This is a genomic window from Streptomyces sp. NPDC059008, assembly GCF_042749045.1.
Taxonomy (GTDB): domain Bacteria; phylum Actinomycetota; class Actinomycetes; order Streptomycetales; family Streptomycetaceae; genus Streptomyces.
This window is the reverse complement of record NZ_JBHYJC010000022.1, coordinates 39537-59031: the sequence shown is the minus strand read 5'-3', so window position 1 is coordinate 59031 and position 19495 is coordinate 39537. Positions and strand designations below refer to the sequence as shown.

The following is a 19495-nucleotide window of genomic DNA, read 5'->3' as shown; positions in this document are numbered from 1 at the left end:
GTCACGGCCGTGGAAGGAGTCGGCCATGTCGGATGCGACGATCACCGACCTGTACGAGGTGACCATGGCCCTGTCGTTTCTCCGCGAGGGCATGGAGCAGCCGGCGACCTTCAGCTGCTTCGTGCGGGAACTGCCGCCGGAGCGGGGTTTCCTGGTCGCCGCGGGCGCCGAGACGGTCCTGGACTACCTCGCCGGGTTCCATGTGGACCGCGAGGACGTCGAGGTGTTCGCCGAGGCCCTTCAGCGGCCGTCGGCGGACCTGGCCCCGCTGCTGGACCTGCGCTTCACCGGCGAGGCCCGGCTGGTGCCGGAGGGCCGGGTGGTGCTGGCCAACGAGCCCCTGCTGGAGATCACCGCGCCGCTCCCCGAGGCGCAGCTCGTCGAGACGTTCGTGCTCAATCAGCTCAGCCATCAGACGGCCCTCGCGACCAAGTGCGCCCGCTGTGTGATCGCCGCGCGGGGGCGCCCGGTCGTGGACTTCGCGCTGCGGCGCACCCATGGCACCGCGGTCGCGCACCAGGTCGCCCGGCTGGGCGCCATGGCCGGTTTCGCGGGCACCAGCAACGTCGCGGCGGCGCACGCCGAGGATCTGCCCGCGGTCGGCACGATGGCGCACTCCTACATCGAGGCGTTCGAGGACGAGGAGACCGCGTTCACCGCGTTCGCGCTGTGCCATCCGGGGCCCGTGACGTTCCTGGTGGACACCTACGACACCGCGTCCGGGGTCGCGGCGGCGGCCCGTGTGCTGGCCGCGCTGGGCCGCGGGGACGGCTCGGCGATCCGGCTGGACAGCGGTGACCTGGCACAACTGTCCCGCCACGCACGGGCGATGCTCGACAACGCGGGCCTTCCGCAGGTGCGGATCATCGCCAGCGGCGGACTGGACGAATACGGGGTGCACGACCTGACGTCCTCGGGGGCGCCGATCGACGTCTTCGCCGTCGGCACCCGGGTCGGGGTGAGCGCCGACGCGCCCTACCTGGATTCCGCGTACAAGCTCGTCGCCTACGACGGCCGGCCGGTGATGAAGCTGTCGGCGGCGAAGGCCACGTCCCCGGGGCGCAAGCAGGTCTTCCGCCGCCCCGGCTGCCTCGACGTGATCGGCCTGGCCGACGAGCCGGCCCCGGCGGACAGTACGCCGCTGCTGCGGACGATGATGAGCGGGGGCGAGCGCAGCACCCCGCGCGGCCGGCTGGAGGAAGCCCACCAGCGGCTCACCGAGGACCTCGCCGAACTGCCCGCCACGGCCCGGCGCATCCGGTCGCCGCAGCCGGTACGGGCGATGGTCTCGCACCGGCTGTCGGTCCTGACGGACCGGGTACGGCGGCGCACCGAGCGGGAGATGCTCGCTCCGTTCCGTATGCACGCCTGAGCCGCACCGCGTCAGGCGCGCTGCGGCACGATCGCCACGGGGCAGGCCGCGTGGCACAGCGCGGTGTGCGCCACCCGCCCGAGCGGCAGCCCGAAGTGGCCGTGGCGGTGCCCCGCGCCGATGACGAGCAGGTCCGCGGCCGCGGCGCGGTGCACCAGCACTTTGTGGGTGGGGCCCTCGACGGTGGTGCGACGCACCTGCACGGACGGGTGGTCGCCGGCCGCCGCTCCCAGGGCGTCGTCCAGCCGCGCCGCCGCCTGCTTCTCGTGGTGGCTGCGGGCCTGGTCGGCGAGGAGCGGCGGATCGGCCGTCTCGTGTGCGGGGCAGCGCCAGGTGCGTACGGCCTTCAGCAGGCAGCCGCGGGCCTCGGCCTCCTGGAAGGCGAAGCGGACGGCCGCCGCCCCCTTCTCCGGATCGCCGACACCCAGGAGCACGCACCGGTGCGTCCCGGCCACCCCGGCCGCGTCCCCGCGCACCACGATCACCGGGCACCGGGCCCGCGCCGCCACCGCCAGGCCGACCGAGCCGAGCAGCAGACCGGCGATCTCGCCTCGCCCCCGCGAGCCCAGGACCAGCACCGACGCATAGTGACCGGCCCGCAGCAGGGCCGTGACCGCGTCGTCCGCCACCACCTGCGCACCGACCTTGAGGTCCGGGTTGCGACAGCGGGCCTGTTCGGCGGCGGACTGCGCGATGCCCTCCGCGAGGACCTGCTCACCGGGGCGTTCGGGGCCCTGCGCCGTGCCCTCGAAGCGCTCCCAGGTGGAGGCGTGGACCACGTCCAGCGGAAGCTTGCGGCGGGCCGCCTCGTCCACCGCCCAGTCGAGCGCCCGCAGCGCGGAGTCCGAACCGTCCACGCCCACGACCAGGGACCGCTCCATCGCCGCCACCGCCTTCCTCCCGGTCGCCGGTCTCGGTGGTGCACACCATCGCCACGAGGGGGGTCGTCGATCGTCGCGGTGGTGTCTTCCATCGTCGCGCCGCCGCGGTGTGCTCGCCAGGGCCGCGGCCGCGCCCCGGGCCATCAGCCGTGGTGCCATGGAATGGACACACCGACGAACGGAAACCGTCACCATGACCGGTGCGCCGTCCCTGGCCGCGTGCCTGCGCTCGCTGCGGGCCGTGGTCTTCGACACCGACGGGGTCATCACCGACTCCGCGGGCCTCCACGCCGCGGCCTGGAAGGAAGCCTTCGACCCCTGTCTGGCGGCCGCGGACGGGCAGCAGCGCCCCTTCGACCCGGTGGAGGACTATCTGCGGCTGGTCGACGGCCGGTCACGGCAGGACGGCGCGGCCGCGTTCCTGGCGTCCAGGGGCCTGGACCTGCCGCTCGGCGAACCGGATGACGGGCCGGGGACGGACACCGTCCGGGCCGTCGCGGCCCGTAAGGACGAGCTGTTCACCGCGCGCCTGCGGGCCGGCGGCGTCGCCGTCTGGCCCGGCACCGTACGGCTGCTGCACGTGCTGCGGGACGAGCGGGTGCCGTGTGCCGCCGCCTCGGCGTCGCGGCACGCGACCGAGCTGCTGTCGGCGGCCGGGCTGCTCGGGCTGTTCGCGGCCGTGGTGGACGGCAGGGAGGCAGGCCGGCTCGGGCTGCCGGGCAAGCCGGATCCGGCGCTCTTCCTGGAAGCGGCGCGCCGCCTCGGTGTCCGGCCCCAGGAGGCCGCCGTGGTGGAGGACGCGCTGGCCGGTGTGGAGGCCGGGCGGCGCGGCGGGTTCGGCCTGGTGGTGGGCGTGCACCGGTCGGCCGACCCGGCCGGCGCCGACGCGCTGCGCCGCCGGGGCGCCGATGTGGTGGTGTCCGATCCCGGCGAGCTGTTGACCTGCGGGGAGGGCTGATGCCGACCGGCGGCAATGCGTGGACCTGGTCGTACGAGGGGTACGACGCGGGCGCGGAACGGCTGCGCGAGACGCTCTGCGCCCTGGGCAACGGCTACTTCGTCACCCGCGGCGCGGCCAGCGAGGTGCTGTCGGGGCCCGCGCACTACCCCGGCACCTACGCGGCCGGCTGCTACAACCGCCTCACCTCCACCGTGGCGGGCCAGCCCGTCGAGAACGAGGACATGGTCAACCTGCCCAACTGGCTGCCGCTGCGCTACCGGATCTGCCCCGCCGACGCGCCTCCCGGGCCGTGGCTCACGCCCGGCCACCCGCAGCTGACGCAGCACCGGCAGAGCGTGGACCTGCGGCACGGCACCCTGACCCGCTGGTCGGTCTACGAGGACGAGGCCGGCCACCGCCTGTGCGTGGAGCAGCGCCGCCTGGTGCACATGGGCGAGCCCCATCTGGCCGCGATGCGCACCTCGTTCACCGCCGACGGCTGGGCGGGCGCGGTGGAGGTGGAGTCGGGCCTGGACGGCGCGGTCCGCAACACCGGCGTCGAGCGCTACCGCGGGCTGGCCGACCAGCATCTGCGGGGCTGGGAGACCGGTGCCGAAGGGACCGACACGGTGTGGCTGAGCTGCCGCACCATCGACTCGGACATCCAGATCGCGCTGGCCGCGCGCATCCGGGCGACCCCCGGGCGGGGCGGGACACCGCGCACCCGGATAGCGGTACTGCGGGCCTTCCACACCCTGACGCTGCCGGTGACCTCCGGGGCGACGGTGGTCGTCGACAAGACGGTGGCGCTGTACACCTCCCGTGACCCGGCGATCGAAAGCCCCCGGCACGCGGCCGTCGACTGCGTGGCGCGGGCCCCGCACTTCCGGCAGCTGATGGCCTCGCACCGGCGCGCCTGGGAGGACCTGTGGCGGCAGGCGAAGCTGGAGGTGCCCGGGGACGCGGGCCGGATTTTGCGGCTGCACCTCTTCCATGTGCTGCAGACCCTCTCGCCGCACACCGCCGAGCTCGATGTGGGGGTGCCGGCGAGGGGCCTGCACGGCGAGGCGTACCGAGGGCACGTCTTCTGGGACGAGCTGTTCGTGCTGCCGTTCTTGAACCTGCACCTCCCCCAGGTCTCCCGGGCGCTGCTCGACTACCGCTACCGGCGGCTGCCCGCCGCCTGCCGCGCGGCGCAGGAAGCGGGCCGGGCGGGGGCGATGTATCCGTGGCAGAGCGCCGGCGACGGCCGGGAGGAGACCCAGCAGCTCCATCTCAACCCGCGCTCCGGCCGCTGGCTGCCCGACCACTCCCGTCTGCAGCACCACGTCGGATCGGCGATCGCCTACAACGTGTGGCAGTACGGACAGGCCAGCGGCGACACGGAGTTCCTGCACACCAAGGGCGCCGAGATGCTGCTGCAGGTCGCCCGTTTCTGGGCGGCCGCCGCGGCCTGGGACCCCGACCTCGGCCGCTACCGCATCCGGGGCGTGGTCGGCCCCGACGAGTACCACGACGGCTATCCGGGGGCCGCCGAACCGGGCGTCGACGACAACGCCTACACCAACGTCACCGCGGCCTGGGTGCTGCTGCGCGCCCTGGAACTGTGCCGGTCCCTGCCCGAGGCGCATCAGCGGCAGCTCTACGAGCGCATCCAGCTCACCCCGGACGAGCCGGAGCGCTGGGAGGACGTCGCGCGGCTGCTCCATGTGCCCTTCCACCGGGGCGTGATCAGCCAGTTCGCCGGCTATGCGGACCTGGCCGAGCTCGACTGGGACGGCTACCGGCAGCGGTACGGCGACATCCGCCGGCTGGACCGGATCCTGGAGGCCGAGGGCGACACCGTCAACCACTACCAGGCCTCCAAGCAGGCCGATGTGCTGATGCTCGGCTACCTCTTCGCACCGTCCGAACTCGCCTCGGTCTTCCGTCACATGGGCTACCCCCTCGACGACGACACCTGGCACGCCACCGTCGACTACTACCTGCGCCGCACCAGCCACGGCTCCACCCTCAGCGCCCTGGTCCACGCCTGGGTCCTGGCCCGCGTACAGCGCCCCGACGCCTGGACGTACTGCGAGGAGGCGCTGACCGGGGACGTCGCGGACCTCCACGGCGGCAGCACCGCCGAGGGCATCCATCTGGGCGCGATGGCCGGCACGCTGGATCTGGTCCAGCGCGGCCTGACGGGTCTGGAGACCCGGGACCAGGCCCTCTGGCTCGACCCGGCCCCCCTGCCCGAACTCTCGAAGTTCAACGTACGCATCCGCTACCGCCGCCACTGGGACATCGACCTCCGCATCAGCGCCGAACAGGTGCGGATCGCGGTGCCGGAGTCCGAGCAGGCGGCGGTGCGGGTGCGGCTGCGGGAGCGGTCGTTCAGCGTCGCACCGGGTACGACCCGGCGGCTCGACATGCCGGACGGCTGATCCGCTTCATGGCGGCCGCGTCGTGCGTCACCGCCGCAGCGGTCCCTCACAGGTGTAGTCCGCGGTGCCGGACCCGTACCGCGAGCGGACGGTGACCGCGCCGAAGGAGCAGTTCATATCGGCGAAGTTGTTGGCGGCGGACGCGGTGCGGTCGAGGAGGGTGGCGTCGACGGCCTCGGACATGTCCTTGAAGACCCGGTCGGGGCTGCCCGGGTCGGTGAGGTCGGCGCTGATCCGGCCGGTGCAGACGAAGCGGCCGTACGCCGGGTCGCCGTTGTCCTTGCACCTGGGAGTGTGGGAGGTGGCCGCGGCGAACGCCCTGCGGACCTGCGCGGCGTCGGCGAACTTCAGTGAGCCGACGGGGGTGTGGGTGGTGGCCGGGACGAAGAGGTCGTCGACGTGGGCGATCTGTTCGTCGAGGAACGCGTCGTACGCCCGCTGCAGGGCGGTGTCCCTGCCCATGCGGTTCCGCCAGGCGTCGAAGCGCGCGGGGTCGTCGGCGCGCTGGTAGCCGTACATCTCCCGCAGCAGGGCGGGGCGTTCGGCCCACAGGAACTCGAAGAAGGTGCCGGCGTAGTGGTAGAAGCGGAAGCCGTCACCGGCGTAGGTGGCGTGCAGCAGCTGGTCGACGGTCATCCGCGGGCCGCCGCCCGCGGTGTCGTTGATGACGCCCCGGACCAGGGATCTGCGGACCTTGACGCCGTCGTCGCGGGTGGCGCCGTCGAAGAACTCGGCCGTGCCCTCGTCCATCGCGGTGGTCCGGTCGCCCTCGTACCACGGGCCCTGGCCGAAGAGCCCCGGAACCGCCCAGCGGCCGTTGAGGTAGTGCGTGTACTCGTGCCGGTAGAGCTCCTCCAGGGTGAGGGTGGAGTCCTGGGGGACCCGGCGCTGGTAGGTGTAGAAGGTCGCGCCCTGCTCGATGTACATACCGCCGTTGTCGGTGCTCAGGCCGGTGAGGACCGGCTGGTACGTCCGGTAGTCGGAGCGGGAGGCGTACAGCACGATGTGGAGCGTGGTGTTGGTGTCGCCGTCCAGCGGCCGGTCGGTGCCCAGCACCCGGTGGAACTGCGCCTTGACCTGCTTGCCGGCGTAGTACAGCTGGTCGACGGTGCGCCGGTCGAGGGCGGTGCGGACCTCCACCCCGCCCTTGTCGTAGCGGTAGGTGTGCGGGAAGAGGCGGCGCTCGATGTCCTCCTTGCACACCTTGTACGGCCGGCAGGCGTCGAACGCGATCAGCCAGGTGACGAGCTTCCCCCAGGGCTCGCTGCCGTCGCCGAAGTTGCGCGTGACCAGGTCCAGCAGCTGACCGAGGGCGGGCACGATCTCACCCTTGAGGGCTTCGATCTGACCGAACCGTCCGTACTCGCTGAGCGCGTCGCGCACCGCCCACGCGTTGTCGGTGTCCTTGAGGTGGGTGTAGTGCGCGAAGGCCTTGAAGGCGGCGCGGTAGCCGGGGTCGGCGGTGACCGCCCGCTGGAAGGCGGTGTCCTGGTTGCCGGGGTAGACGCCCAGGTAGCTCAGGGTGAGCGCGGCGAGGGCGGCGTTGCCCCAGGACCGGTCCTTGTGGGTGGCGGGGTGATCCGGGTCCATGGTGGCCAGGACCTTCCGGATCAGCCCGAGTTGGTACTGCCGTCCGCCCGGGCCGACGCCGTACAGGGCTTCGCGCAGGGTGGCGGCGTTCTCCCGGGTGGCGTCGAAGGTGCGGGCGGCGGCACCGAACGCGTCGACCGCGCCGCGCACCGCGTTGACGGTCGGCGCGTCGGTGGTGTCGATCTCGTCGTGTGAGAAGTCGTGGTAGGCCACCGCGTGCAGGTAGGTGAACATCTCGTACAGGTGGCCGGTGTTCTTGCCGTCGTGGGCGGCGGCGAGACGTGCGAGGCGCCCGGCAACCGCCTGGACGTGGGCGTCGGACATCACGGGGACGAGCCGGCGGTCCCACTTCCATATGAGGTCGCGCAGGCAGCCGTCCGCGGTGACGGCGGGGTCGGCGAGGAAGTCCGCGAGCTGTTCGGGGCCCAGTCCGGTGATCCCGTCGAGGGTGCAGGGAGCGACGGCGGGGCGCGCGTGGGGGGTCTTCACGGACGTGGTCTGCGGGCCCGGTAGGCGGCCCTCGTCGGTGACGGCCCGGGGTGCCGGTAAGAGGGTCGCCCCCGGCTTGGGCGCCCTGGCGAGGTGGGGAACCCGGTCGTGGGGGTGGTCGACGGCCGGCGGCCGGGGCTCGGCCTTCCGGGCGGGGGCGGACGGTGCGGGGCGCCCGGGTGCGGCCTGCGCGGTCTGGACGGCCGGCAGGACGAGGGCGGTGGCGAGGGTCGCGGCCAGCAGGATTCTGCGTGGCAGACGCGGGTGTGACACCTGAACCTCCGTGAAGGGCTGAGGGGTTGGGTGGGGTTCGAGGCAATGGCCTTCACTCCACGAGGTGTGACCCGTAACATAGTAATGTGAAATTGCACTGACAAGGCTTCAGGAAGAAGCGTCCCAGGTTCCCCTCCGGAGGTGTCCGTGACCGCGCGTGCCGCCCAACCCCACACCGGCAGCCATGACTTGCCGGTGTCGAACGCCCTCGCCCGCTTCATGACGGACCGGTGGGCCGCCACCCCGCCGCCCGCCGACTCCCGCGTCCCGGGCTTCGAGCAACTCGCCCGACGCCGCGACCGGCTGGCCGCACGCTTCCCCGGCGAGCGACTGCTCGTCCCCGCCGGGGAGTTGACGGTCCGTTCGCACGACTGCGACCACCGCTTCCGTCCGCACAGCGCCTACGCCTGGCTGACCGGGCTGACGGGCGAGGACCAGCCGGGGCACGTCCTGGTGCTGGAACCGGACGGTGAGGCGGTGCTGTATCTGCGGCCCCGGTCACCGCGGGACGAGGGCGGCGCGTTCTACCGGGACCGCAAGTACGGCGAGTTCTGGGTGGGCCGCCGCCCCGACCTGGCCGAGGCCGCCCGGACGACCGGCCTGCGCTGCGCCGACCTGGACGCCCTCCCCCACCTCCCGGCCGGCCGGAACGCCGCCCATGACACCGAACTCGCCACCGCGCTGAGCGAGTTGCGGCTGATCAAGGACGACTGGGAGGTGGACCGCCTCCAGGAGGCCGTCGACCACACCGTCACCGGCTTCGAGGACGTCGTCCGCTCACTGCCCGCCGCCCTGCGCCACCCGCGCGGCGAACGCTGGATCGAGGGCGTGTTCAATCTGCGCGCCCGCGCCGAGGGCAACGGCACCGGCTACGAGACCATCGCGGCCGCCGGCGCCCACGCCTGCGTGCTGCACTGGATACGCAACGACGGCCCGCTCGACCCCGACCAACTGCTGCTGCTCGACGCCGGCGTGGAGACCGACGCGCTGTACACCGCCGACATCACCCGCACCCTGCCGCTGTCCGGCCGCTTCTCCCCCGTCCAGCGCCGGGTCTACGACCTGGTCCTCGCCGCGCAGAACGCCGGTATCGCCGCCCTGAAGCCGGGCGCGTGCTTCCGGGACTTCCACCAGGCCTGTATGTCCGTCCTGGCGGAGGGCCTCGCCGACTGGGGCGTGCTGCGCGTCCCGGTCGAGGAGGCGCTCAGCGCCGGCAGCGGTCTCTACCGGCGCTACACCCTGTGCAGTTCGGGCCATATGCTCGGGCTCGACGTCCACGACTGCGCCCGCGCTCGGGCCGAGCAGTACCTGGACGGCGTCCTGGAGGAGGGCCAGGTGCTCACCGTCGAACCGGGCCTGTACCTCCAGCCCGACGACGAGACCCTGCCGAGGGAGCTGCGCGGCATCGGGGTCCGCATCGAGGACGACCTGGTGATCACGGCGGACGGCGCCCGGCTGATGTCGTCGGCGCTGCCCCGTACCGCCGACGCGGTGGAGGAGTGGATGGACGGGCTGCTGTCCGGGCCCGCCCGGGACTGATCGGAGGGCCGTCAGCCGTGGTGGGCGGCCCGACCGCGCTGCGGATGCGGTACCCGCGGTTCCTCGCGGCCCTGGGCCCACAGGGAGCGGACGTGGCCGAGGTGGCGGGCCATACAGGCCTCGGCCGCCTCGGCGTCGCCCGTCAGCATCACCTCTAGCAGTGCCACGTGCTCCTCGGCGGAGGGCAGCAGCTGGTTCGACTCGTCGAGGCGGGTGAGTCCGTAGAGGCGCGAGCGTTTGCGCAGCTCGCCGACCGTCTCGACGAGGCGGTCGTTGCCGCTCAGGCCCAGTAGTTCGAGGTGGAAGCGGCGGTCGGCCTCCAGGTAGCCGATGAGGTCGTGGGCGCGGGCGGCGGCGACGATCTCCAGGGCGATCGGGCGCAGCGCCGCCAGCTGCTCGCGGGTGGCGGTCCGGGTGATCCGGCCGACGACCGGGACCTCGATCAGGGCCCGGATCTCGGTGTACTGGTCGAGGTCGCGCTCGCTGACCTCGGTGATCCTGAAGCCCTTGTTCCGTACCGGCTCGACCAGCCCCTCCCGGGCCAGGTCGAGCATCGCCTCACGCACCGGCGTGGCCGAGACCCCGAAGTCCGCGGCGAGGCCCGGGGCCGAGTAGACCGAACCCGGGCGGAGCTCCCCCGCGATCAGCGCGGCGCGCAGTTGATGGGCGACCTGATCGCGCAGCCGCTCCTGAGCGGTGATCAGACTGCGATGCTTGAGCTCACCCATCTGGTCCTCCGAGTTGACGCGGAGTGCCAGCGTACAATGTCACGTTGTGCAAACCGCCTGGTGGTGAGGGCTTTTGTGGCCGGCCGCCGCGGGACCGGGGACCTTCACCGGACCGTCCGTTCAGCGCTCGCCGTCGCCGCATCTCCTCTCCAGGGGGAATGCGCAGCTCAAGGGGGTGGCGGAGTGTTCGCGCAGGGATATCCAGCGGTAGTCGCGCCAGCGGCCCGAGCGGGCGCCCGGTGGTACGTCGATGGTCCATGGGCGGTCGGCGAACCCCGCCCCGGTGGCCTTGACGCACGCCTCCTGGGCGGTCCACACCCAGGCCACCTCCTCGGCGGCCCGCGCCGGCGGCAGTGCGGCGATCCGCTCGGCGTGCCCGCCCAGCAGCCGGCGGGCGAACGACGCGGTGACGCGGGCGCCGGGGCGCTGGAGGTCCACGCCGAGGGCGCGCCCGACGGCGACTCCGGCGGCGAGGGCACCGTGGCTGTGCGAGACGCTGATGCCGATGCCGGGATGCCCCCGCAACCAGGGCTTGCCGCGCCGGTCGGCGACCACGTCCGTACCTGACAGGGCCGGCCGTACGGCGGCGAGCAGCTCCCTCAGCAGCGCGCGGCCGGTGAGGAACTCCCGGGCACGCCACGCGGGCATCCGCTGCGCCCGGCGCAGATCGTCGCGGTGGGTGCTGGGCGCCACCCGGTCCGCGGTGGCGGTGGCCACCCAGAGCCGGTCCGCCACCTCGATCGGTGCGCTCACGGCGGGGTGCCCGGCCGCACGAGGCCGTCCAGTACGCTCTCGGCGGCGTCCGCGAGGGCGCCCAGCACCACCTCGTTCGCACCACCGCCGATACCGAACAGCGCGGCCTGGGCGCGCAGTTCCTGGATCCCGCCGGTGGCGAATCCGGCCGCGCCCCACAGCTGGCCGCACTCCGTCAGCACGTGCTGGACCGTCGCGCCGGCGGCCGCCTTGAGCGTGGCGGCGGCCGTCGCGTCGTGGTGCACCGCCACCGCGTCCTCGAACCGTGCGACCAGCGCCCGGAGTTCGCATGCCCGCAGCAGGCAGGACGCGAAGCGCTGGCGTACCACCTCCAGGTCCCACAGGGTGCCCTCGCCGTGCGCGCGGCCGGACAGCCGGCTTCGCGTGTCGGCCAGGACGCGACGGCACAGCGCGACACCCCACTGGGCGCCGGCGAGCCGCTCGGTGCCGATGTGCCGGGCGAACAGCGGCAGTCCGAAGCCGGCCCGGCCCAGCACATGGTCCCGGCCCAGCCGTACGCCCTCGAGGGTGAGGTGGCCGACACCCGAGTCCGCGAAGAGGGCGGAGTCGGCGGGCCGCACCTCGACGCCCGGGGCGTCGGCGGGCACCAGGACCCAGGTGAAGTCGGTGAAGTGCCGGCCGGGCCGGTGCCGGGCGAGCACGAGGAAGGACGCGGCGGTGGTGGTGTTGGCTATCCAGTTCTTCTCGCCGGACAGCTCCAGGCCGTCGTCCTCGATCCGCACCTGGGTGCGCAGCGCGGTGAGGTCCGTGCCGGCGGTGACGTCGGTGGCCGCCAGGGCGACGGTGGCTCGGCCGGAGAGCGCCCGGTCCAGTGCCCGCCGCGCCACCGGCGTCCGGCCCGCCGCGAGAACGGGCAGCGCGGTGGCCAGCTGGACGCTGACCGACAGGGTGGCGGCGATCGAGAAGCGGGCGTCGACGGCGGTGAGCAGGCCTTCGAGTCCCGCGGGGTCGACTCCCGCCCCGACCGTGCCGTCGCGATAGGCGCGGGTGATCAGGCCCGCCCGGCCGAGCGCGGCCCACACCTGCTCGCCGCGGGCGGTGCGGGGCAGCGCGTCGAGCGCGGCGCCGGCGGACTGCTGACCGGTCGGCGGAGGGGACACCGCGCGCGGGGCCTCGGTGCTCACGGGGTCTCCTGGTCGTCGGCGCGGTCGCCGGCCTCGTCGGGCAGCTGGGCGCGGATCGCTCGCCACAGGCTGCCGGCGGTGGCGAAGGTGGCGTCGTTGAGCTCGTCGTCCGGCAGCGAGATCCCGAAGGTGTCCTCGATGACGAAGAGCAGCTCGATGGCCTGCATGGAGTCGACCCCGAGCCTGCGCAGGTCGGTGTCGGGGGTGATGACGGGCTCCTCGGGTCCGGCGAGCTTGAGGAAGGGGCCGAGCAGTGTGGTGAATCGGGCGTCCATGGTGGGTGTGGCCTTTCCGGTGGTGGGCGGGTGGTCAGCGGTCCCCGTCGGGGGACGGGGAGACGGCGGGGGTGGTGGGCGTGGTGCCGAAGACCGTGCGGTCGGCCGCGAGGACCGCCCGCAGGCGGTCCACGACTCCCGGGGGCTCGGCGCGGCCCCGGGACACCCGGCGGTGGGCGAGGGAGGTCCACTCGACGACCTCGTCCCAGGCGCGCAGCTGGGCGCGCTCGGCCTCGGTCGCTCCGGTCCGGCGGGTCGAGGCGCGGTAGGCCGCGTGCAGTTTGCGGGCCCGCATCAGCAACCAGGTCTCGCCGGTGAGCCGTTCGACTGCCCGTGCGCGGTCGGCGCAGGCGTCGTACGCGGCGAGGTAGGCCGCCACCACGGCGTCGTCGACCGCCTGGGTGGGCGGCAGCTCGGCGACGGGGCGCACGCCGGCCGGTGCCAGCTCGATGACCTCGGCCGACTCGATGCCCGCCAGCTCCTGGGCGGACAGCACCCAGTGGCCGGGCGCCGCCGTCCCCCACGGCGTCTCGCTGAGGTAGGCGTCCGTGACGTGCCAGCCGTCGGGCCCCGCGGCGAGCAGGAAGCCGTGCGCCAGGTGGGCCCGGCCGTAGTACGGCAGCCAGGGCAGCTGGAAGGCGTCGGCGACGATGTAGCGCACGCCGACGGCGGCGCGGATCGCCCTGCACAACTCGCCGCGGGCCGGGCGTTCCTGCCGGACCACCCGCAGCCCCAGGAGTTTCGGCGCCACGGCCAGTCTTTCCGGCAGCGGCGGGTCGACCGTCGGCAGACCGTCCGCCCCGTCCCAGGTACGGAACCTCAGGGGCGCGCCGAGGCGGAGGTGAGCCCCGGGGCCGTGGTGGTGGTCCGCGAGCACCGCGAGGTTGACCTGGATGCAGTCCAGCAGGGCGCTGCGGACCGAACCGAGGTCGAACCGCTCCGGTTCGACGGTGACTGCCATTGCCGTTCGTCTTCCTCTCGGGGTGGTGCCGTCGGTCACAGCCACGCGGGCAGCGCGGGCAGCTCCGCCGTCGACTCCAGTGCCGCACCGGCGGATCTCCCCGCCAGCCAGGCCAGCAGGTCGGCGGGTTCGCCGGAGACGACCGGGCCGCCGGTGCCGAAGCGCCCGACCAGCGCGCCTTCGCGGTCGCTAAGCAGGCAGTCGGGTACGCCCTCGGCGGCGGCGTAGTAGCCGAGTACGTCGTCGAGGATGATCTGCCGCGCCGGTTCGGGGATGTCGGCGAAGCCGTATCCGAGATCCAGGTCGACGTGGTGCAGTTCGAGTTCGCGGAGCCGGATCACCAACACCCGTTGGGGCGTGCACAGTTCACCTGTGAAGGGCCGGATGGTGGCCCGCCATGCCGGCTCGGGCAGCTGCTCGGCCGTGCGCTGGAAGTGCGCGGCGCTCGCCCGGACGTCCGCCACCAGCGCCGCGGCCGGCCGGCGGGCGCCCGCTTCGATCTCGGCGTCCCGGGCCTCGCGGCTGGCGTACTGGGGTGTCTCGATGCCGGTACGGGCCCACTCCAGCAGCCGTTCCAGTGCGGGGGCCTGGCACGCGAGGTGGCGCAGGACGTGTCCGCGCGTCCAGCCGGGGAGCCGCGACGGCGCCGCGACGTCCTGGTCGTCGAGTCCCGCGAGTCCGGCCAGCAGACGGTCGGCCGCCGCGGCGATCTGCGCGAAGGACGCGGCGGTGGGGGGTATCTCCTTCATCGTCATGCTCCTTTCAGACGGGCGAAGCCCCGGGCGATCCGGGAGAGTTCGCGGGCGATGTGCGGCAGGCGGGTGGGGTCGTCGGCCCGCAGTGCCTGGTGCTGCTGCTGTTCGTCGCCGTAGAGCAGGCTGGTGGCGGCCTTGAAGCGCAGGGCCTGCGGGTCGTCGCCCAGCAGGTGGCCGCCGAGCACGACGATCCCGGAGTCGTCCAGGAGCCGGCCGGCGAGCGAGGCCGCGTCGGTGACGCCGCGTGCGGCCAGCCGGTCGCGCAGCGGCGCGAAGTCCGGGTAGACGTAGAACCCTCCGGTGGGCGGGCGGCACACCGCGCCCGCTTCGAGGGCGATGCGGTGCACCGCCCGGGCCACCGCGCCGTGCAGCCGTGCGCTCGCCCGCATCCGCCCGACGACCTCCGGCGGCTCGGCGTAGGCGTACTCCGCGACCTGCTGCATGGGTCCGGCGAGCGTGGACCACAGCTCGCTGGCGGCCGCGGTCACGGCGTCGTGCAGCAGCGCGCCGGTCTCGCCCGCCGGGAAGCGCGCCACGCCGATCCGCCATCCGCCGAGGCCGAGGGTCTTGGACAGTCCGCTGGTGACGACGGTGCGCTCGGGGGCGGCCTCGGCGGGGCTGAGGAAGGGGGTGGACTCGGGGTCGTGGACGATGTCGCGGTAGATCTCGTCGGAGATGATCAGCAGGTCCTCGGCGCGGGCCAGTGCGCACAGTTCGCGGATCAGCGCGGGCGGCGCGAGGGTCCCGGTGGGGTTGTCGGGCAGGGTGAGGACCAGCAGCCGGGGGTCGGCGCCGGCCGCCCTGGCCCGGTGGATCGTCTCGCGCAGCGCGTCCGGTTCGGGGACGCCGCCGCACTCCGCGGGAACGGGGACGCCGTAGACCTCCTTGCCCGCGTAGCGGGCCTGCGGGGCGTAGGTGTTCCAGGCGGGGCGCGGCAGCAGCACATCGCCGGGGACGACCAGTTGCAGCGCCATCAGCAGGGGTTTGCTGCCGGGCGCGACGATCACCCGGTCGGCCTCGGTGGGCAGCCGGCGGCGGGTGAAGTAGCCGGCCACCGCGTCGCGTACGCCCTCGGCGCCGGCCACCGGTCCGTAGGCGGCGCGCGCCGCGCCGAGCGCCAGCTGCTCGGCCAGCTGGGGCAGCACCGGCAGCCGGGCCTCGCCGAAGGCGAGATGGACCAGCGACGCCCCCTCGGCGCGGCGCCGGTCGACCAGTTGGTTGAGCGCCAGGTTCGGGGAGGGCGGGGCGACGGTCACGGCGGTCATCTCGAAGTCCTTTGCGTGCGGTGGTACCCACGGGCCGTGCCTCCGGGCCAGCCGGGGGCCGCTGCGGGGACACCGAGGATCGGGGTCATGGGTCTGTCTCTCTTCGTCGGCCGGTGCGGATCAGTGGAGCGGGGCCAGGGAGTGCCGTACGGCGCGCTGGGCGCGGTCGAGCGCGGCGGCGCACTCCTCGGGGGTGTCGCCGACGGCGATCAGGGCGGCGAGCCGGGGCACGATCCCCCGGGGAGGCAGCAGCAGTTCGGTGCCCGGCGCGGCGAGCGGGACAGCCTCGACGATGCCGGGCGTGGCCGCGGCGGCGGTCAGGTCGAGGGAGCGCACGGTGCCGTCGCGCTCGGGGTAGACGAAGCGCACCTCGGCGCAGCGGTCGCGGACCGGGGCGAGGCGGGGCGCGCGGCCGAGCGCGAGGTCGGCGGCGGCCTCGACCGGGTCGACCCCGGTGGCGAGGGTGCCCAGCAGTGGGATGAAGTCGCCGCCGAGGCGGCCGTTGACCTCGACGACGCGTGGCCCGGTGGGCGTGCGGCGGATCTCGGTGTGGGTGAGTCCGGTACGGATTCCCAGTGCGGTGTGGGCGGCGGTGACGACGGACCGCACCTCGTCGGCCCAGGGCTCGTCCCGCCAGGGTGCGACGAGGTGGCCGACCTCCTCGAAGTGCGGCGCGAACGCCAGCCGCTTGTGCGCCACGTTCACGATCCGTACGGCGCCGTCGGACACCGCGCAGTCCACGCTGATCTCGGGGCCGGGCAGATACTCCTCCACGATCGCGCCGGCCGGTGCGCGGATGCCGGGGAAGGAGGCGCCGAGCGCCTGGTCGTAGGCCCGCGCGAGGTGGCCGGGGTCGTCGGCGCGGGTGACGCCGATGCTGCCGGCCAGGGCACGGGGTTTGACCACGACCGGCCAGCCGAGCGCCTCCGCCGCCGCCAGCGCCTCGGCGTGCGTGCGCACCTGCCGGAAGCCGGCCGAGGGCACCCCGGCGGCGGCGAGCAGCCGGCGGGTGGCCAGCTTGTCGCGGCAGCGGTGCGCGGCCTCGGGGCTCATATGCGGCAGTCCCAGCCGGCGGGCGACCTCCGCGGTGGTCTCCAGGAGCGTCTCGTCCCAGGTCAGGACGGCTCCCGGGCCTGGATGGCCGGCCAGCAGGGCGGCGACGGCACGGGTGGTCCCGGCCGCGTCGGAGGTGTCGGTGACCTGGAACCGGTCGGCGACGTACCGCTGTTGCCAGTCGACGGCGGTGCGCTGTACGAGGGCGGTGGGCACCCGCCCCGCGACGGTGCGCAGCGCGTACTCGCGGTAGGGCGGATTGCCGCAGCCGACCACGACCAGTCGGCCGGGCGCCCGCGGATCGACCGGTTCGCACTCCAGCGAGGCCTCGCGCATCGCGCGGCGGACCGCGGCCGTCACCTCCGCGCTGCCGCTCCCTCGGAAGCGGAACCTCGCCCCGGCGTGCTCGTAGCCGCCGCCGGTCAGCAACGCTCCGGTCTCCGGCAGCACTTCGGCGTACGGTCCGGTGCGGGGGCCGTCCGCCCGGGGCGGGGTGAGCGCGCGCACCCGGCAGGGCGGTGGTACGGACGGCGGCACCAGCATCCAGCCCGCCACCTGCGCGGGCTCGGCGAAGGTGCGGGGGGTGGGGTCGGGGGCGCCCGTCTGGTGGGCGAACGCCGCGGCCATCAGGTCGATGCCGTGCACCTCGCGCCAGATGAAGGGCACTTCGGCCCCGCCCGGTCGGGCGCCGATCTCCAATACGGTCAGCGTGCCGTCGTCGCCCGCGAAGAGTTCCAGGTGGAAGACCGACGGTCCGGTGAACAGCGCGCCGACGGCGGCGGTGGTGATCTCCTCGATGCGGGCCAGGAGCGCGGCGTCGTCGATCTCGACCGAGCCGAGGGCGCTGCCGACGGTGAACTCCAGGCAGGTGTTGAGGTAGCGCGAGGCCCGCCAGGGGCCGAGTTCCGCGCCGTCGAAGACGCCGTCGACGTGCAGGACCTGATCGGGCAGCCACTGCTGGACGAGCAGGTCGGTGTCGTGCGGGAAGGCGTACGCCCTCAGTTGCCCGGGGGACGCCAGCCGGGTGATGCCCGCGCTGGCGGTGCCGCGCCGGGGCTTGACCAGTACCGGCCAGCCGTGCCGGGCGGCGAAGGCGGCCACGGCCTCGTGGTCCGGTGCCGCGGCCGTCGCCGGCACCGCGACGCCCGCCGCCGCGAGCCGCTGCGCCATCAGCAGTTTGTCGCGCAGCGGCAGCAGGTCCCCGGTGCGCTGGCCGGGCAGTTCGAACTCGTCGCGCAGTTCGGCCGCCAGGTCGAGGTCCGTCTCCTGTAGCGCGACGATCCGGGTCGGCGGTCCGCTCCGCTCGACCAGCGCGTCGACGGCCTCGCGCACCGCCTTGACGTCCTCGGTGCTGTCCACCAGCCGTACGCCGGCGGCCTGTTCGGCGGGCAGGTGGCGGGCGGCCCGGTCGGTGGTGAGGTAGCTGACGCGGTGGGCGCGGTGGTCGAGGTAGGCCGCGTAGTCGGCGTAGCGGTCGGTCCAGCGGTGGATGATCATCACGTGTTCGGGCACGGCGGCCTCCTGGGGCAGGAACGAGCGCGGGATGGAAGGGGCGGCAGGGGGCGGCCGGTTGGTGCGGCGGCGCGGCGCCGGGGGGGCGGGGCGGGCGACGTGGTCCGGCCCCCGGGATCGCCGGGGGCGGACGACGGCGGTGTCCACGCGGCTCGTTCGTCCGTGCGGCGGGTCGGGAGCCGGTGGGGCGGCCTTGCGTCAGGGACGCCCGGCGGCGGTCAGCAGGCTCTCGTGCACGTCCCACAGCAGTTCGGCGCAGTGGGCACGGTCGAGGTCCTTGGCGGTGAGCCGGAGGGCGAGCGCGTCCTCGCTCTCCACGGCGCGGACGTAACATCGCGGGCCGATGGTGGTGAAGGGCTCCTCCCAGGTGAGCGTGGGCGAAGCGGTGTTTCGCGGGCCCCGGGGCGGCAGCGCGTCCGGCGCCGCGTCGTCCGGCACGGTCACGTAGTTGAAGGCGCAGGCCGGTTCGGGGGCTTCGGGCGTACGGGCGCGCAGCGCGGCGACGGCGGTGACGTCGTGCATCCCGTGCCGGAAGGCGCCCAGGCCGCTCCAGTGCACCGCGTCGGCGAGCTTGACCAGGTCGTCGTTGCGGGCGTCCTCGATCAGCGCCGGCACCCACTGGTTCATCGACGTCACCACGCTCCGCCAGCGACCGGCGAACCGGTTGGCGCTCATCAGCTGCACCAGCAGGGCGTCGACGCCGCATCTGCGGGCCACGCCGCGGGCGTAGGCCGCCAGCACGACGCTGGCGACGGAGACCCGCGCGCGTTCGGCGACGGTGTGCGCGGCCGGGCGGGCGGGTGCGGAGCGCAGCGTGCACTGGACGACGTCGCCCGCCGTGTCGGCACTGCGCGGCAGCGCGGCCGAGGGGGCGTGGGCCAGCGTCTGCGTCCAGTGGTCGAGGGCGGCGGCCTGCCGGCGCAGTCCGGCGGCGCCGTACTGCTCGGCGGCGAGGTCGGCGGGGCCCGGTGGGGTGGGGCCGAGGCCTGCGGGGTCGGTGAGCGCCCGCCGGAACTCCTGGTGCAGCAGCTCCTGCGCCCAGGCGTCCGCGGCGATGTGGTGCTTGACGAACAGCAGCTGGGCGGGGGTGCCCGCGCGGGTCAGCAGCCGGGCCCGCCAGGCGTGTTCGCGGCCGAGGTCGAAGGGTTCGGTGGCCAGTTCGGCGGCGAGCCGTGCGGGCTCGGCAGCCGCGCTGTCGATGCTCCGCAGTTGGTCGTCGCCTTCGGTGTCGGGCGGCAACTGCCCTGGTGCGTCGGCGTCCTGGAGGTCGTAGCGGGTGCGCAGTGAGGGGTGCCGGGCGGCGAGCGCGCGCAGCGCGCGACGCACCTGGTCCGCCGTGACGCCCGGTGGAAGGGGCCAGGCCGCCGCGTTGTTCGGCTCGTGGCGGCGGTGCGCCGGCAGTTCCCGGATGTCGTGCCATACCGAGAGCTGGCCCAGCGATAGCGGTCCTGCCCCGGACATACGCTCCCCCATCCACACACTTCCACAATGCGAAAACTGAATTCCATGCAGAGGGGACGCTGCCACAACTCGCC

The 19495-nt window shown here is 74.1% G+C and carries 15 protein-coding genes; 4 read left to right on the top strand and 11 right to left on the bottom strand.

Annotated elements, in window-relative coordinates; translation table 11 throughout:
• Nucleotides 1–25 precede the first annotated feature (25 nt).
• Nucleotides 26–1372 (top strand): nicotinate phosphoribosyltransferase, encoded by a 1347-nt coding sequence (locus ACFWZH_RS24665; protein ID WP_384435096.1) that lies wholly within the window; start codon nucleotides 26–28, stop codon nucleotides 1370–1372.
• 11 nt (nucleotides 1373–1383) lie between these two features.
• Here the strand turns inward: ACFWZH_RS24665 and ACFWZH_RS24660 are convergent, their stop codons facing one another.
• On the bottom strand, nucleotides 1384–2253 hold the full coding sequence (locus ACFWZH_RS24660; protein WP_384435093.1) for a universal stress protein: 870 nt from the start codon (nucleotides 2251–2253) through the stop codon (nucleotides 1384–1386).
• A 193-nt stretch (nucleotides 2254–2446) separates the two neighbouring features.
• On the opposite strand from ACFWZH_RS24660, the gene ACFWZH_RS24655 reads away from it, so the two are divergent.
• Nucleotides 2447–3211 (top strand): HAD family hydrolase, encoded by a 765-nt coding sequence (locus ACFWZH_RS24655; protein WP_384435090.1) that lies wholly within the window; start codon nucleotides 2447–2449, stop codon nucleotides 3209–3211.
• Nucleotides 3211–5622 (top strand): glycoside hydrolase family 65 protein, encoded by a 2412-nt coding sequence (locus tag ACFWZH_RS24650; protein WP_384435087.1) that lies wholly within the window; start codon nucleotides 3211–3213, stop codon nucleotides 5620–5622. The genes ACFWZH_RS24655 and ACFWZH_RS24650 overlap by 1 nt, the downstream gene beginning before the upstream one ends.
• 27 nt (nucleotides 5623–5649) lie before the next feature.
• Here the strand turns inward: ACFWZH_RS24650 and ACFWZH_RS24645 are convergent, their stop codons facing one another.
• A complete protein-coding gene (locus ACFWZH_RS24645; RefSeq protein WP_384435084.1) occupies nucleotides 5650–7974 on the bottom strand; it encodes a collagenase in 2325 nt (774 codons plus the stop codon).
• Nucleotides 7975–8121: 147 nt separating this feature from the next.
• Here ACFWZH_RS24645 and ACFWZH_RS24640 point away from each other — a divergent pair, with 147 nt between their 5' ends.
• Complete coding sequence (locus tag ACFWZH_RS24640; protein ID WP_384435081.1) at nucleotides 8122–9513, top strand: aminopeptidase P family protein; 1392 nt, start codon at nucleotides 8122–8124, stop codon at nucleotides 9511–9513.
• An 11-nt stretch (nucleotides 9514–9524) separates the two neighbouring features.
• Here the strand turns inward: ACFWZH_RS24640 and ACFWZH_RS24635 are convergent, their stop codons facing one another.
• The 9 genes from ACFWZH_RS24635 to ACFWZH_RS24595 form a co-directional block, all read right to left on the bottom strand.
• Nucleotides 9525–10241 (bottom strand): GntR family transcriptional regulator, encoded by a 717-nt coding sequence (locus tag ACFWZH_RS24635; RefSeq protein ID WP_384435078.1) that lies wholly within the window; start codon nucleotides 10239–10241, stop codon nucleotides 9525–9527.
• A gap of 120 nt (nucleotides 10242–10361) precedes the next feature.
• Nucleotides 10362–10994: a 4'-phosphopantetheinyl transferase family protein gene (locus ACFWZH_RS24630; protein WP_384435075.1), complete on the bottom strand. Its 633-nt coding sequence runs from the start codon at nucleotides 10992–10994 to the stop codon at nucleotides 10362–10364.
• Nucleotides 10991–12139 (bottom strand): acyl-CoA dehydrogenase family protein, encoded by a 1149-nt coding sequence (locus ACFWZH_RS24625; RefSeq protein WP_384435073.1) that lies wholly within the window; start codon nucleotides 12137–12139, stop codon nucleotides 10991–10993. Before ACFWZH_RS24625 ends, ACFWZH_RS24630 begins: the two co-directional genes overlap by 4 nt.
• Nucleotides 12136–12414, bottom strand: coding sequence for a phosphopantetheine-binding protein (locus tag ACFWZH_RS24620; protein ID WP_384435070.1), 279 nt, complete (start codon nucleotides 12412–12414; stop codon nucleotides 12136–12138). The genes ACFWZH_RS24625 and ACFWZH_RS24620 overlap by 4 nt, the downstream gene beginning before the upstream one ends.
• A gap of 34 nt (nucleotides 12415–12448) precedes the next feature.
• A complete protein-coding gene (locus tag ACFWZH_RS24615) occupies nucleotides 12449–13375 on the bottom strand; it encodes a hypothetical protein (RefSeq protein WP_384435068.1) in 927 nt (308 codons plus the stop codon).
• Between the two features lie 35 nt (nucleotides 13376–13410).
• Nucleotides 13411–14124, bottom strand: a complete 714-nt coding sequence (locus ACFWZH_RS24610; RefSeq protein ID WP_384435065.1) for a maleylpyruvate isomerase family mycothiol-dependent enzyme — start codon at nucleotides 14122–14124, stop codon at nucleotides 13411–13413.
• Nucleotides 14125–14126: 2 nt separating this feature from the next.
• The gene (locus ACFWZH_RS24605; protein WP_384435063.1) at nucleotides 14127–15395 is read right to left on the bottom strand and encodes a pyridoxal phosphate-dependent aminotransferase; all 1269 of its coding nucleotides are present in this window, start codon (nucleotides 15393–15395) and stop codon (nucleotides 14127–14129) included.
• A gap of 120 nt (nucleotides 15396–15515) precedes the next feature.
• Complete coding sequence (locus ACFWZH_RS24600) at nucleotides 15516–17960, bottom strand: ATP-grasp domain-containing protein (protein WP_384435060.1); 2445 nt, start codon at nucleotides 17958–17960, stop codon at nucleotides 15516–15518.
• A gap of 198 nt (nucleotides 17961–18158) precedes the next feature.
• Entirely contained in the window at nucleotides 18159–19421 is a 1263-nt protein-coding gene (locus tag ACFWZH_RS24595) for a condensation domain-containing protein (RefSeq protein WP_384435057.1), read from the bottom strand.
• Between the last annotated feature and the right edge of the window lie 74 nt (nucleotides 19422–19495).